General features: G+C 71.4%; 13 protein-coding genes. 7 read left to right on the forward strand and 6 right to left on the reverse strand.

Annotated elements, in window-relative coordinates:
• Nucleotides 1-12: 12 nt before the first annotated feature.
• Both EV292_RS09215 and EV292_RS09220 read right to left on the reverse strand, forming a co-directional pair.
• Nucleotides 13-1119 (reverse strand): GGDEF domain-containing protein, encoded by a 1107-nt coding sequence (locus EV292_RS09215; protein ID WP_165927069.1) that lies wholly within the window; start codon nt 1117-1119, stop codon nt 13-15.
• The gene (locus tag EV292_RS09220) at nt 1101-2354 is read right to left on the reverse strand and encodes an HD-GYP domain-containing protein (protein ID WP_132908930.1); all 1254 of its coding nucleotides are present in this window, start codon (nt 2352-2354) and stop codon (nt 1101-1103) included. Before EV292_RS09220 ends, EV292_RS09215 begins: the two co-directional genes overlap by 19 nt.
• 133 nt (nt 2355-2487) lie before the next feature.
• Here EV292_RS09220 and coxB point away from each other — a divergent pair, with 133 nt between their 5' ends.
• Genes coxB through EV292_RS09245 form a run of 5 tightly spaced genes read left to right on the forward strand, consistent with a single transcriptional unit; the run spans nt 2488 to nt 7970 of the window.
• Nucleotides 2488-3441 (forward strand): cytochrome c oxidase subunit II, encoded by a 954-nt coding sequence (gene coxB, locus EV292_RS09225; RefSeq protein WP_243693691.1) that lies wholly within the window; start codon nt 2488-2490, stop codon nt 3439-3441.
• Nucleotides 3438-5963 carry a cytochrome c oxidase subunit I gene (gene ctaD, locus EV292_RS09230; protein WP_132908931.1) on the forward strand — a complete coding sequence of 842 codons (2526 nt, stop codon included), beginning with the start codon at nt 3438-3440 and terminating at the stop codon, nt 5961-5963. Before coxB ends, ctaD begins: the two co-directional genes overlap by 4 nt.
• Nucleotides 5960-6361: a hypothetical protein gene (locus EV292_RS09235; RefSeq protein WP_132908932.1), complete on the forward strand. Its 402-nt coding sequence runs from the start codon at nt 5960-5962 to the stop codon at nt 6359-6361. Before ctaD ends, EV292_RS09235 begins: the two co-directional genes overlap by 4 nt.
• Nucleotides 6358-6918: a cytochrome c oxidase assembly protein gene (locus EV292_RS09240; protein WP_132908933.1), complete on the forward strand. Its 561-nt coding sequence runs from the start codon at nt 6358-6360 to the stop codon at nt 6916-6918. The genes EV292_RS09235 and EV292_RS09240 overlap by 4 nt, the downstream gene beginning before the upstream one ends.
• A complete protein-coding gene (locus EV292_RS09245) occupies nt 6915-7970 on the forward strand; it encodes a c-type cytochrome (RefSeq protein WP_132908934.1) in 1056 nt (351 codons plus the stop codon). The genes EV292_RS09240 and EV292_RS09245 overlap by 4 nt, the downstream gene beginning before the upstream one ends.
• 340 nt (nt 7971-8310) lie before the next feature.
• Here EV292_RS09245 and EV292_RS09250 read toward each other — a convergent pair whose 3' ends face one another.
• Nucleotides 8311-9069 carry an arginyltransferase gene (locus tag EV292_RS09250; protein WP_132908935.1) on the reverse strand — a complete coding sequence of 253 codons (759 nt, stop codon included), beginning with the start codon at nt 9067-9069 and terminating at the stop codon, nt 8311-8313.
• Between the two features lie 118 nt (nt 9070-9187).
• Nucleotides 9188-10429, reverse strand: coding sequence for a threonine ammonia-lyase (locus EV292_RS09255; protein ID WP_132908936.1), 1242 nt, complete (start codon nt 10427-10429; stop codon nt 9188-9190).
• Nucleotides 10430-10494: 65 nt separating this feature from the next.
• Here EV292_RS09255 and EV292_RS09260 point away from each other — a divergent pair, with 65 nt between their 5' ends.
• Nucleotides 10495-10854 (forward strand): hypothetical protein, encoded by a 360-nt coding sequence (locus EV292_RS09260; protein WP_132908937.1) that lies wholly within the window; start codon nt 10495-10497, stop codon nt 10852-10854.
• A 240-nt stretch (nt 10855-11094) separates the two neighbouring features.
• Here EV292_RS09260 and EV292_RS09265 read toward each other — a convergent pair whose 3' ends face one another.
• Nucleotides 11095-11832, reverse strand: coding sequence for a DUF4163 domain-containing protein (locus EV292_RS09265; RefSeq protein WP_132908938.1), 738 nt, complete (start codon nt 11830-11832; stop codon nt 11095-11097).
• Nucleotides 11833-11874: 42 nt separating this feature from the next.
• On the opposite strand from EV292_RS09265, the gene EV292_RS09270 reads away from it, so the two are divergent.
• Nucleotides 11875-13557: an amidohydrolase gene (locus EV292_RS09270; RefSeq protein ID WP_132908939.1), complete on the forward strand. Its 1683-nt coding sequence runs from the start codon at nt 11875-11877 to the stop codon at nt 13555-13557.
• A 310-nt stretch (nt 13558-13867) separates the two neighbouring features.
• Here the strand turns inward: EV292_RS09270 and EV292_RS09275 are convergent, their stop codons facing one another.
• Nucleotides 13868-14137, reverse strand: a complete 270-nt coding sequence (locus EV292_RS09275) for a hypothetical protein (protein ID WP_132908940.1) — start codon at nt 14135-14137, stop codon at nt 13868-13870.
• Nucleotides 14138-14310 lie beyond the last annotated feature (173 nt).

Below are 14310 nucleotides of genomic sequence, written 5' to 3' on the forward strand. Positions count from 1 at the left end.
CGCCGGTCCGGCTCAGCCGCCAGCGCCGATCCGGTTCTTGCCCGCATGTTTGGCGGCGTAGAGCGCGAGGTCGGCCTCGCCCAGCGCCGCGGCGGCCCCGGTGTCGCCGAGTTGCGCCACCCCGCCCGAGAAGGTCACCCGGTCGAACGCGATCCCGGTTTCCTGGTTGACCAGCGAGCGTGCCGCCAGCCGCTCGCGCGCGCGATCCAGCCGGGCCAGCGCGGCATCGGCGGTGGTGCCGCGGAACAGGCACGCGAACTCCTCGCCGCCGTGGCGCGCCACCAGCACGTCGCTGCCCAGCTCGCGCTGGAGGAAGGTGCCGACGAAGCGGAGCACCCGGTCCCCCGCGGGATGGCCGAAGCGGTCGTTGACCTGCTTGAAGTCGTCGATGTCGCACAGCGCCACCGTCGCCGGGGCGTCGCCATGGGCGAGCGCGCGCAGCGCCGCCTCGAACGCGCGGCGGTTGGGCAGGCCGGTCAGATGGTCGCGCTCGGCGGCGCGGCGCGCCTGGTGGAGGTCGCGGCGCAACGCGTCGGCCTCGCGCCGAGCGCGTTCGAGCTGCTGCTCGACGAGGCGGGTGGCGGTGATCGCGTCGCGCGTCAGCGCCACGACGCGCTCGATCGTCGCCCCGGGATCGTCGGCGAAGCGCGCGGCCTCGCCCTCCAGCGCAGTGCCGAACCGCTCCGCCGACTGGCGCGACGCGCCCGCGGCACCGAGGCAGTCGGCGATCCGGGCCTCCAGCGTCTCGGTCAGCCGCGCGATCGTGTCCGCGCCCAGATCGGTGGCGGCATGGCCCTCGGCGATCTTCGCCGCGGCGCCCTCGCTCAGCCGGCCCGAGTCGCGCACCGCCTCGGCCACCGCGGCGCTGGTGGCGACGTCCTCGCCCGAGAGGAAGGCGTGGACCAACCCATAGTTGCGCGGCGACGGCGCGAGCGCGCTGGCGAACAGCATCTCGCCGATCGAGTCGAACAGCCGGCGCCGCGCCGCGACGCGCGCGTCGGCGCGCTCGGCGCGCGACGATCCGAGCCAGCCGAGCACCCGGCGCAGCGGCGGGGTAGGCGCCGCCGCGGGGCAGGCGCGCGTGTGATGGCTCGCCATCATCATGCCGCTCGCGCGCACGACGGCGTTCCCGCCGCAGCGGCGTCCGCGTCGACCAGCCGTTCGCGCAGCGCGTCCCAGTCCGCGCCGAACCAATAGCCGCCGCGCTCGCCGCACAGGATCGGGTCGCCCGCGGCGTCGGTGGTGCGGTCGTGCGGGGCGAGCCGCTGTTGCGTGGGCACGTCGAAGAAGGCGCGCACCGGTGGCGCGGTGGGGTCGTCGGCATTGGTGCCGAGCACCAGTGCGAGCAGGTTCGAGCGCAACCGCACCAGCGCCCCGGGCGGGTGGATGCCGATATGATCGATGAAGCTCGCCAGCAGCTCGGGGTCGAAATGCCCCTCCCAGGAGAGCATCCGCGCGAGCGCGTCGCCGGGCAGCCACGGCTTCTTGTAGGGGCGCACCGAGGTGACCGCGTCATAGACGTCGCACACGGCCGCCATGCGCGCGGCGAGGCTGAGGTCGGCGCCGCTCAGTCCGTACGGATAGCCGCGACCGTCGACGCGCTCGTGATGGTGCAGGCAGACGTCGCGCACCACCTCGGGCACCGCACCCGCGAGCAGCAGCCGGTGCCCCTTCTCGGGGTGATGCCGCACCACCGCCAGCTCGGCGGGATCCAGCCGGTCGCTCTTCTCGAGCACCGCGCTGGGCACCGCCATCTTGCCGATGTCGTGGAGCAATCCCGCGAGCCCGAGGTCGCGCAGCCCCTCCTCGGGGAGGCCGAGATGACGCCCGAAGCCGATCAACAGCGCGCCCACCGCGAGCGAGTGGAGCCAGGTATATTCGTCCTTGCTGCGCAGCCGGGTGACCGTGATGAGCGCGGTGGCGTCGCGGGCCACCGAGTCGGCGATCGCCTCGGCCAGCGGGTGGAGCGCGTCCGTGTCGACCGCATGGCCCATCCGCGCGTCGGCGAACATCTGCATCATCGCGGCGCGCGACTGTTCCACCAGCGCGCGCGCGCGGTCCAGCTCGGACAGCGCGCGGCGGCGGACGCGGCGCGCCGGGGCGGCGGGCTGCTCGGTGGCGGGCGGGGTGTCGACGGCGGCGGGTGGCGCCACGCGTGGCGTGACGAGCGGACCGACGCCCTTGTCGGTGTCGATCACGATCTCGGCCACGCCGCTGTCGATCAGTTTGGCGACGTCGCGCGCATCGGCGAGCACGAGCTGCTTGCGCCAGAACGGGCTCGCGATCCATCCGCCCGCCACCGCGTGGACGTACATTCCCGGACGCGCCGCACTCGTCTTGATCGTTACCAGCACCGCCCGACCAGCCCCCCGACTTGGCGTCCCCCGTCAGGCGCTATGCGACAGCGAGTCTAAATTTAGCTTTAGCGCCGGGGCCGGCCGGGCGGTTCAGCAACAAATCGTCGCCGCCGCGTCAGGAACAAAGCCCGTGTCGGAACCTTATCGTTGGAAAGGGGGCGACATCATCGGATCGGGGCGGCAATCCGCATTCACCACATTCGGCACGGAGGCCGCGTGGCTCGCCGGGCTGACGGGCTGGATGGTGCTCGGCGCGGTGGCGATCGCGCTGGCGCTCGCCGCGCTGATGGTCGCCGCGTCGCGCTCGCGCGAGGGCGCGCTGACGCACCGGCAGGGGATGCGGCTGGTGCTGTGGGCGGGCGGCATCGTGCCGAGCGTCGTGCTGCTCGCGCTGCTGATCGCGACGCTGCCCGCGATGCGCCCGATCCGCGCCGCGCGGGATGACCTGCGCGTCACCGTCACCGGCGAGCAATTCTGGTGGCGCATGGCCTATCGGCCCGCCGGCGCCGCGGCGGTGACCTCGGCCAACGAGCTGCGCCTGCCGGTCGGGCGCGACGTCGTGCTCGCGCTCGAGGGCGGCGACGTGCTCCACAGCTTCTGGGTGCCCGGGCTCGCCGGCAAGATGGACATGGTGCCGGGGCGGACCAACACGCTCGTCGTCCACGCCACGCGCGCCGGGCGCTTCCGCGGGCAATGTGCCGAGTTCTGCGGGCTGAGCCACGCGCTGATGGCGTTCGACGTGGTGGCGATGGAACCCGCCGCCTTCGACGCCTGGCTCGCTGCCGAGCGCCGCCCGGTCACCACCGCCGCTTCGACGGGTGCGCGGCTGTTCGACGCCCACGGCTGCGGCGGCTGCCACGCGGTGCGCGGCACCGGCGCGGCGGGCGCGATCGGGCCGGATCTCACCCATCTCGGCGCGCGGGCGAGCATGGCGGCGGGGATCCAGCCGCTCACCACCGCCAACCTCGTCCGCTTCATCCGCGACGCGCCCGCGGTGAAGCCCGGCGCGCGCATGCCCGCTTACCCGCAGATGTCCGCCGCCGACGCCACCGCGATCGCGCGCTGGCTGGAGACGAACCGATGAGCCTCCACGCGCAGGACGATCCCGCGCTGCGCGCGGCGCAGGAGGAACGGCTGCGCGCCGTCTGGGCGCCGCCCAAGGGCCTGTTCCTGCGCTGGACCGACACCAACAACAACCAGGTCGGCGTGTGGTACACGCTGACCGCCTTCGGCTTCATGCTGTTCGCGGGCGTGCTCGCGCTGATCATGCGCGTGCAGCTGGCGCAGCCGGGCAACGAGCTGGTCACGCCGTCGACCTTCAACCAGCTGTTCACGCTGCACGGCTCGATGATGATGTTCCTGTTCGCGGTGCCGATGTTCGAGGCGGTCTCGATCATCCTGCTGCCGCAGCTGCTCGGCGCCCGCGACCTGCCGTTCCCGCGGCTCAGCGCGTTCGGCTATTGGAGTTTCCTGATCGGCGGCGTCTTCGTCTCGGGCTCCATCTTCTTCGACGCCGCGCCCGACGGCGGCTGGTTCATGTACCCGCCCTTCACCACGCGCACCGACCTCAGCGGGCTCGGCGCGGACATTTGGATGCTGGGGCTGAGCTTCATCGAGGTGTCGTCGGTCGCCGCCGCGGTCGAGCTGATCACCGGCGTGCTCAAATGTCGCCCGCCGGGCATGCGGCTCAACCTGATGCCGCTCTACGCCTGGTACATCCTGGTCGTCGCGGTGATGATCCTGTTCGCCTTCCCGCCGCTGATCGCGGGCGACGTGCTGTTCGAGCTGGAGCGGCTGCTCGGCTGGCCCTTCTTCGACGCGGCCAAGGGCGGCGACCCGATCCTGTGGCAGCACCTGTTCTGGATCTTCGGCCACCCCGAGGTCTATATCGTCTTCCTGCCCTCGATCGCGCTGTTCGCGATGATCGTGCCGACCTTCGCGCGGCGCCACCTGCTGGGCTATCCCTGGATCGTGCTCGCCGCGGTGGGTACGGCGTTCCTCAGCTTCGGGCTGTGGGTGCACCATATGTTCACCACCGGGCTGCCCAAGATCAGCCTGGCCTTTTTCTCCGCCGCGTCGGAGGCGGTGGCGATCCCGACCGGCATCCAGATCTTCGCCTTCATCGCCACGCTCTGGGCCGGGCGCGTGACCTGGTCGACGCCGCTGCTCTACGTGACGGGCTCGATCGCGATCTTCGTGATCGGTGGGCTGACCGGGGTGATGGTGGCGATCGCGCCGTTCGACTGGCAGGCGCACGACACCTATTTCATCGTCGCGCACCTCCACTACGTGCTGATCGGCGGCACGCTGATCCCGCTGTTCGGCGGGCTGTATTATTACTGGCCGCTGATCACGGGGAAGAAGCTGTCCGACCGGATCGGGCGCGCCGCCTTTTGGCTGCTGTTCGGCGGCGCCAACCTCACCTTCTTCCCGATGCATTTCTCCGGGCTGATGGGCATGCCGCGGCGCGTGTTCACCTATCCGGAGGAGCTCGGCATCGGCGGGCTCAATCTCGCCTCGACGATCGGCTCCTGGGTCTTCGCCGCGGGCGTGCTGCTGGTGTGCGTCGACCTCGCGCTGAGCCCGCGCCGCGCCAAGTCGCCGCGCAATCCCTGGGCCGCGGGCACGCTCGAGTGGCTCGCCCATCCCGACGACGAGGATTGGGGCATCCGCTCGATCCCGCTGATCGAGAGCCGCTACCCGATCTGGGACCAGAAGGATTTCGTGGCCAAGGTCGACGAGGGCCGCTTCTTCCTGCCCGACGCGGAAGAGGGGCGGCGCGAGACGATCGTCACCAGCGTGCTCGACGCGCGGCCGGTGCAGGTGCTGCGGCTCGGCGGGCCCAGCGTGGTGCCGATGCTCACCGCGATCGCGCTGGGCAGCGTCTTCATCCTGACGACCTACCATCTCTACTGGGCCGCGCTGGTCGGGGCGGTGGTGACGCTGGCGCTGGTGCTCTACTGGCTGTGGACCGGCACCGCCGAGATCCCGGAGAAGGACTGCAAGCCGATCGGGCACGGCATCGACCTGCCGCTCTATATTTCGGGCGCGTCGGCGAGCGGCTGGTGGGCGATGTTCATCACGATGATGGCCGATGCCACCGCCTTCTCGGGGCTGGTGTTCGGCTATTACTTCTTCTGGACGCGGCACGAGGACTTCCCGCCGAGCGGCCCGGGCATGGACGGGCCGGGCAGCTTCTGGCCGATGCTGGCGATGGCGGTGATGCTGGCGAGCTGGGCGCTGACGGTCGCCGCGCGCGCGCTCAACCGGCGCGAGGCGGTCGGCGCCGCGCGCGCGGCGCTGGCGACGGCGGCGCTGCTGTCGCTCGGCGCGATCGGCGCGGGGCTGGCGGGGCCGTGGCTGAGCGGCCTCCAGCCCGAGCTCCACGTCTATCCCGCGATCGTGTGGACGCTGGCGATCTGGACGACGGCGCATTGCGGCGTCGGCGCGATCATGCAGCTCTACACGCTGGCACGGAGTCTCGCTGGGCGGATGACGCCGCGCCACGACGCCGACCTGCGCAACATCACCGTCTACCAGCATTTCATGGCGCTGACCGCGGTGGTGACTTACGCCACGATCGGCCTGTTCCCGGGGGCGGCATGAAGGAGGACGCCCCCCGCGGCCGGCAGCGCCTGGGCGAGCGTATCCGCGGGCTGCGAGTCACGCTGTGGACGCTGATCGTGCCGCCGACCGTCTGGGCGGTGCATTTCCTGTTCTGCTACCTCTGGGTGGCGGTGAGCTGTGCCAAGCTCGGTGCCTTCCCGCGCTTCCCGGCCGCCTTCGTGGTCGGCACGGGGGCGGCACTGGCGATCATCCTCGCCTCGGGCTGGATTGCCTGGGTGCAGTCGCGCACGCCGGGGGACGACCCGCCGCATGACGAGGGCACCGACATCGACCGGCTGCGTTTCCTCGCCACCGCGACGTTGCTGCTCGCCGGGCTGAGCTTCGTCGCGGTGCTCTTCACCGCCGCGCCCGCGCTGCTGCTGACGGACTGCCGATGAGAGCCGCGCCCGGCCTGACGCTCGCGCTCGGCGCCACCGCGCTCGCCTTCACCGGGCTCGGCATGACCGGGCATATGGCGGCGCACATGGGCGCGGTCGCGGTCGCCGCGCCCGCGCTCGCCGCCGCGCTGCCGCGGCGTCCGCGAAGCGTGGGAGCGCCGCTGCTCTGGGCGATGGTGGAGTTCGCGATCGTCTGGGCGTGGCACTTTCCCGCGCTGCGCGCGCTCGCCGATGCCCACGCCGCCGTCGCGCTGGCCGAGCAGGCGCTGTTCCTCGCCGCGGGCGTGGCGCTGTGGCGCGCCGCGCTGGCGCAGGCCGCGGCGGGGGCGGCGGCGCTGCTGCTCACCTCGATGCACATGACGCTGCTGGGCGCGCTGATCGGGCTGGCGCCGCGCCCGCTCTACGCGATGATGGCGATGCACCCCGCGCCGGGGCTGGACGCGCTGGCCGACCAGCAGCTCGGCGGCGTGGTGATGCTGGTGGTGGGCGGCGCGAGCTACTGCCTTGGCGGGCTGTGGCTGCTCGCCACCCTCTTGCGGGAGCCGCGCGCGGCATGACGATCCGGGTGACCTGGAAGCGGCTGGTCGCCGCGCTGGCGACGCTGGCGGCGGCAGGGTTGCTGTTCGCCTGGTCGGGCATCTTCAACATCGCCGCCTCGTCGGGTCATTGGGCGGTGACCGAGTGGTTCCTCCACTGGACGATGCGCAATTCGGTCAAGACGCACAGCTTCTTCGACTCGCCCAGGGACCCGATCGCGCATGACGGCGCGATGGTGAGCGCGGCGGGCCATTTCGCGGCGGCCTGCGCGACCTGCCACGGCGCGCCGGGCCAGCGCCCCTCGCCGGTGATGCAGCAGGCGATGCCACCCGCCCCCGACCTGTCGGTCAACGCGAAGCAATGGACCGACAAGCAGCTGTTCTACATCCTGCGCCACGGCGTCAAATATAGCGGCATGCCGGCGTGGGGCGGGAAAGGGCGCGACGACGAGATCCGCCGCATGGTCGCCTTCGTGCGGCGGCTGCCGGTGATGTCGGCGGCCGAGTACCGCCTGCTCAGCGGCGGCGCGACCGGCGCGGGGACCACCGACGCGCGCGCGCTCGCCGGCGCGACGCTGGCGGGCTGCGTCGCCTGCCACGGCGCGGACGGGCGCGGGCGCGGCCAGCCCGACATTCCCGTGCTCGGCGGACAGCGCGCCGGCTACCTCGAGGCGGCGCTGGCGGCCTATGCCGACGGGCGGCGGCAGAGCGCGGTGATGGCCAACGCCGCCGTGGTGCTCACGCCCGCGCAGCGCCGCGCGCTGGTGGCGCATTTCGCGGCGCTGCCGGGGCTGGGCGCGGCACCGGGGCGCGACGCGCGCGCGCGGCTGATCGTCGAGCGCGGGTTGCCCGAGCGCCAGCTGCCGGCCTGCGCGAGCTGCCACGCGCGGGGCAAGCCGCAGCCGGTGCTCGCGGGCCAGCGCGCGGTGTATCTCGCCGAGCGGCTGCGGCACTGGCGCGGCGACGAGAAGATCGTCGACGCGCGCCAGCCGCAGCAGGTGATGCCAGTGATCGCGCGGCGTCTCCCCGAGGAGATGATCGAGCCGCTCGCGCGCTATCTGGCGGGAGAGTGAGGCGGGCGCTTTGCCGACGCCGTGTTCCTGCGCAGGCAGGAACCCAGAGTCGCAGGCGGTGCGCGTAGTGGCCCTGGGCTCCTGCGCAAGCGAGACCCTCGCGAGAGCCCTCCGTCATCCCGGCCTTGAGCCGGGATCCATCCTTCCGCGGGAGCAACGCCGGCGGCGCTCGCGGCACCATGGATCCCGGGTCGAGCCCGGGATGACGGGAAGGGGGAGCCGCCTCAGCGACAATGAACAGTTAGGGTCCGGAGCCGCGGCGTGGATCCTGAAACGACTTCAGGATGAGGCCAGTGGACGGGGGCGGGCACGCCGAGCGACCACACCGCTCCCCCATCCCTCACACCCGGATCGCGGTACTCTCTTCCTCGGGCATCAGCGTCCAGCCGCGCGGGCCGAGCATCTCGAGCGGGCGGTAGCGCGTCTTGTACGCCATCCGCGCCGAGCCCTTCACCCAATAGCCGAGGTACACATAGGGCAGGCCGGCCTCGCGCGCGCGCGCGATGTGATCGAGGATGATCAGATTGCCCAGCCCCGGTCGCGCGTCCTGCTCGGTGGCGAAGAAGCTGTAGACCATCGACAGGCCGTCGGTCTGGCGATCGGTGAGGCAGGCGCCGACCAGCCGCCCGGGGCGGTCGCCGACCGCGGGCTCGCGATATTCCACCACCACCGAGTTGACCGGCGACTGCTCGACCATGTCCGCATAGTCCATCTCGTCCATGCCGATCATCCCGCCGCCGGGATGACGCGCCGCGAGATACTGGCGCAGCAGCTGATATTGCTCGTCGGTCGCCCAGGGGCGGCACGCGCTCACCTCGAGATCGGCGTGGCGGCGCATCAGCTTGCGCTGGCTCGCGTTGGGCTCGAACTGGTGCGTCAGCACGCGCACCGACACGCAGGCGGCGCAACCAGCGCAGCTCGGCCGATAGGCGACCGACTGGCTGCGGCGGAAACCGATGCGGCCGAGCGCATCGTTGAGCTCGCCCGCGTTGGGGCCGCTCAGCTCGGTGAAGACCTTCCGCTCCTGCCGGCCGGGCAGATACGGGCACGGCTGCGGGCTGGTGACGAAGAAGCGCGGAAATCGGAATGGCGCGGTCACCGCCTTCAGCCTCCTCTTCGACTCCGCCCCGGTGCGTGATCTCCCATATGTAGGGTCGCGCCGATGGTGAAAAGTGGATTCACCAAGATTTCCGCGCCATTGCCTTGCTCATATCGGTTCAGGCGAGGTCGACGGGGCGCACCTCATAGCCGGCCTCGCGCAGCGCCACGATCAGCCGGTCGAGATGCGCGCGGTCGCGCGCCTCGCACTCGATGTCGGTGATCAGGCCCTTGGCGGGCAGCGTGGTGAACACGCGCTGGTGATAGATCTCGATGATGTTGACCCGCTCGCGATCGAACACGCGCATCACGCCGTACAGCGCGCCGGGCTGGTCCTGCAGCTGGAGCCGCAGCCGCGCCAGCCGCCCCGAGCGCGCGAGGTCGCGCAGCAGCACGTTGGCGAGCAGCCGCGTGTCGATATTGCCGCCGCACAGCACGACGCCCACGGTGCGCCCGCGGAACCGCTCGGGATGCGCCAGCAAGGCGGCGAGCCCGGCCGCGCCGGCGCCCTCCACCACGGTCTTCTCGATCTGGAGCAGCAGGCTCACCGCCTCTTCCAGGCTGCGCTCCGAGACGAGCACGATCTCGTCGACCAGCCGCGCCACCATCTGCGCGGTGATGCCGCCCGGCTCCTTGACCGCGATGCCCTCCGCCAGCGTGTCGCCGGCGCAGGCGAGCTGCGTGGCGTTGATGCGGTTGTACATCGAGGGGTAGAGCTCGGCCTGGACGCCGACCACCTCGATCGGGCGCGCCGCGGCGCGTGCCACCGTCGCCATGCCCGAGATCAGCCCGCCGCCGCCGATCGGCACCACCAACGTGTCGATGTCGGGATGGTCCTCGAGCATCTCGACCGCCACCGTGCCCTGGCCGGCGATGATGCGCGGATCGTCGAACGGGTGGACGAAGGTGAAGCCGCGCTCCGATTCCAGCAGCCGCGCGTGCGCGTAGGCGGCGTCGAACGTGTCGCCCTCGAGGATCACGTCGGCGCGGTGCGCCTGCGTCTGGGTGACCTTCACCGTCGGCGTGTTGCGCGGCATCACGATCGTCGCGGGCACGCCGAGCCGGTTGGCGTGATAGGCCAGCCCCTGCGCGTGATTGCCCGCCGAGGCCGCGATCACGCCCTTGGCGCGCGCTTCGTCGGACAGCTGGAGCAAGGTGTTGAGCGCGCCGCGCTCCTTATAGGCCGCGGTGAACTGGAGGTTCTCGAACTTGAGATAGACGGTCGCGCCGGTCAGCTCGGAGAGCGTTCGGCTGATCAGCGTCGGCGTGCGCACGATCGAGGGCGCGATGCGCGCGTGCGCGGCGCGGACGTCGTCGATCGAGACGGGCAGGGCGGGATCGGACACGGGAAGGCTGGCCATCGCGCCGTGCTAGCCGATGATCGCGGAGAGAGGAACACCCCCGCGCCGACGCGCATTGGTCATCGGTGCAGCGCTACTTCTTCTCGCTTCGCATCGCGCTGCTGGTGATCGTCGCGGGCGTGGCGGTGAGCGCGATCGACCTGGCCACCCGCGGCTTCGTGGTGGTGCACGACCCGCGCGCGCTGATCGCGGGGGCGGTGCTGGAGGACGGGCTCGGCGCGAGACGCCGGCCGCTGCGCACGTTCGCGCGCGATTATTGGGCGACGCGCCCGGCGTTCGACGGCACGGTGCGGCTGTTGTGCCGCAGCGGGCGCGAGGTGCTGCGTGGCGACGTCAGGCCGGGCGAGCAGACGAGCTACACGGTGACGGCGGAGGATTGCCGGCGGGGTGGGGGGAGGTACCGCTCAAGCGGTGCAAGCGGTTGATCCTCATGCGACCGCGCACGCGATGACACCCGTGACGTCGGTTCAATTGACCAAAGATATTTCCGAGAACGCCAGCCACCCCTTCCGTCATCCTGAACTTGTTTCAGGATCCACCGTGTCGCTTACGAGCCGGTGGCGGCGCTCGCGGTTGAGTAGATCCTGAAACGAGTTCAGGATGACGGAGGGGGCAGTGCGTCTACGCGGCGACCGACTGCCACGTGGGCGCGGCGACGATGACTCCTACTGCTGCACCCGAAACACCCCGCGCCACTCCGGCCGAACCGCGGCGAGCAGCTCGGGCGTGACCGGCACGGTCATCTCGTACATGCCTTCCGCGTAGGACCCCGCGACATATTGCCCGGCGATCAGCCCGACCCGGTCGATCGCGCGCCGGTCAGTCGAGCCGAGCAGCAGCGTCAGCTCGGCGATCTTGGGGCAGGGGAAGGTGGGATCCTTCGCCACCGGCCCGCCCAGCCGCCGCGCGCGCTCGCGCGCCAGCCAGGCGCACCAGCGAGCGCCCAACACGCGCTGGAGTAGCGCGGGCGAGGAGAAGAAGGCGGTCGGTTCCACCAGCGTCGCGCGCGCCTTGTCCCAGACGAACGAGTCGATCAACGTCCGGCCGTGCGCGCCGCCGGTATACAGATAGGTCTCATTCGAGAGGCTGAGCAGCCGCGGTGTCTGCGCCACCACCTTCCATGTACGCCTGCCGTCGTAAGCGAAGAAATCGCGGTCCTTCGCTCGTCGCATCTCGGCATAATCCGCCTCGGCCTCCGCCGTGAAGCGTCGGCGAAAACCGGCCTGATCGCGCTCGAGCCAGCGGCGCAGCGGCGCGATGTCGCCGGCGGCACGCGGGATCGTGTAGGCGAAGGCGTAAGCGGGCGTCTTCTTCGTCCACGTCAGCGGCTGCGCGGTCGCCACCGACGTGGCCGTCCACAGCGCCAGCGTCACCGCTCCTGCCCGACCTACGTACCCGCGCATCGCACCCTCGCCAAAGACCGCGCGCGATCATATGGCGATCGCATGAACCGCCGCTTGCTCCCGCGCCTGCTCGGCGCCGCCCTCGCGATCTCCTGCCTCGCCTCGGCGCCCGGGGCCGCCGCCGACGCGCTGATCGACAATGTCACCGGCCTCACGCTCGACCGCGACCAGCGAGTCGTCCGCTTCAAGGCAATGGTGATCGACGCGCAGGGCAAGGTGGTCCGGCTGATCGCGCCCGACGAGCAGCCATCCAAGCCGACCAAGAAGAACCCCGGCCCGCGCTACGACTGGCGCGCCGACATGAAGGGTCGCGTGCTCGTGCCCGGCATGATCGACGCGCACGGCCATGTCGTCCAGCTCGGCATCGCCGCGCTGACGCTCGATCTCTCCGACACGCGCACGCTCGACGAGGCCAAGGCCAAGATCGCCGCTTATGCGCGCGAGAATCCGGAGCGGCCGTGGATCGTCGGTCGTGGCTGGAACCAGGAAGTGTGGGGGCTCGGCCGCTTCCCCACCGCCGGCGACCTCGACGCCGCGGTGGCCGACCGCCCCGTGGTGATGACGCGCGCCGACGGGCACGCGCTATGGGCCAACTCGGCCGCGCTCAAGGCCGCCGGCGTGACTGCCGCGTCGCCCAACCCGGCGGGCGGGCGGATCGAGAAGCCGCTCGGCACCTTGGTGGATCGCGCCACCGACCTGGTGGAGAAGGTGGTCCCCAAGGTCAGCCCGAAGGACCGCACCGCCGCCTTCCTCAAGGCGCAGCAGATCCTGCTCGGCTATGGCGTCACCGCGATCGCGGACATGGGGACGAGCCTCGACGACTGGATGACCTATCGCCGCATGGGCGACACCGGCGCGCTGCGCGTGCGGATCATGTCCTACGCGCTCGGCATCGACACCGCGGTGACGATCGGCGGCACCGGGCCGACGCCGTGGCTGTACGACGACCGGCTGCGGCTGGAGGGGGTCAAGCTCTACGCCGACGGCGCGCTCGGCTCGCGCGGGGCGTGGCTCAAGGCCGATTACGCCGACGCGCCGGGGCAGCGCGGGCTCGGCTTCCTCAGCGACGACCAGCTGCAGAACATCATGAGCCGCGCCGCGATGGACCGCTATCAGGTGGCGGTGCACGCCATCGGCGACCGCGCCGACTCGCAGGTGATCGACTCGATCGCCGAGCTGTCGCAGACCTATAAAGGCGACCGGCGCTGGCGGATCGAGCACGCGCAGGTGGTCGACCCCGCCGACTTCGCGTCGTTCGGCCGCTACGGCATCATCGCCTCGATGCAGCCGACGCATCAGACCAGCGACCGGCTGATGGCGGAGGCGCGGCTCGGCCCGGCGCGGCTGGGGGGCGCCTATGCGTGGAAGTCGCTGCTCGACAGCGGCGCGAAACTGGCGTTCGGCTCGGACGTGCCGGTCGAGCGGCCCGATCCCTGGGCCGGCTGGGCGGCGGCGTTCACGCGCACCGACGCGAACGGCGAGCCCGCCGGCGGCTGGCACCCCGAGCAAGCGGTGACGCGCGAGCAGGCGTGGTGGGCCTATACCGGCGGCGCGAGCTATGCGGGGTTCGCGGAGGATCGCTTCGGGGTGCTGGCGCCGGGCCAGCGCGCCGACTTCCTGATCCTCGACCGCGACCCGATGCTCGCGGGCGCGTCGGAGCTGCGTCAGACCAAGGTGCTGGAGACGTGGATCGGCGGCCAGCGCGCGTGGGAGGCGGGGAAGTAGGGATGAGAGCGGGGGCCGGGTGGGCGTTTCCCCATAGTTCCCTGGAAGAAATCTTCGCCACCTGTCGTCATCCCGGCCTTGAGCCGGGATCCATCGTGCCGCGAGCGATCGAGCCGTTGTTTCTGCGGCGCCATGGATCCCGGCTCAAGGCCGGGATGACATGGTGGAGCGTCCGCGCTCAATGATGCATCGACGGCCCTGCAGGGCAGGATCGGCGAGCATAGCCGTCATCGGTTCCTGATGCATGCACCCGTGCTTCCACCGACCTTAACGTCATCGCGGCGGGCGCATCGTCAGCCGCCTCTTCCCCTCACTTCGCGCCCGACATCGTCCCGTTCGACAGGTCGCCGAGCGTGTCGCCATTCTCCATCGTCATGCCGTTGCCGCTCATGGTATTGTCCGTCGCCATCACGTCGCCCGCCGCGCCAGAAGCGGTGAGGCCGTTGGCCTGGCTCTCGTTGGCGACGACATTGTTGTTCTCGTCGGTGGTGATCGTCTGGTCGCCCTTGCCGCAGGCGCCAAGCGCGAGCGCGAGCGGGAGGGCGGCGAGGACGGCGGCGCGGGGCAGGGCACGGGTCATGACAATCTCCGTCGGCTGAAGCGCGCCAACGTCGCGCCGGCCGCCCTCGTTCCCTCGTGCACGCCGCCAGACCCGCTGTGTCCGACGCGCCACAGCCCGCCCCGAGGCGGCTGAATACGTATGTGGCTTTCTTGTGACGCGGTCCGGCGCGGGCCTAATCGGCGGCATCAACC

This window comes from Sphingomonas sp. BK235 (genome assembly GCF_004345855.1).
In the GTDB taxonomy this organism is placed as follows: Bacteria; Pseudomonadota; Alphaproteobacteria; order Sphingomonadales; family Sphingomonadaceae; genus Sphingomonas.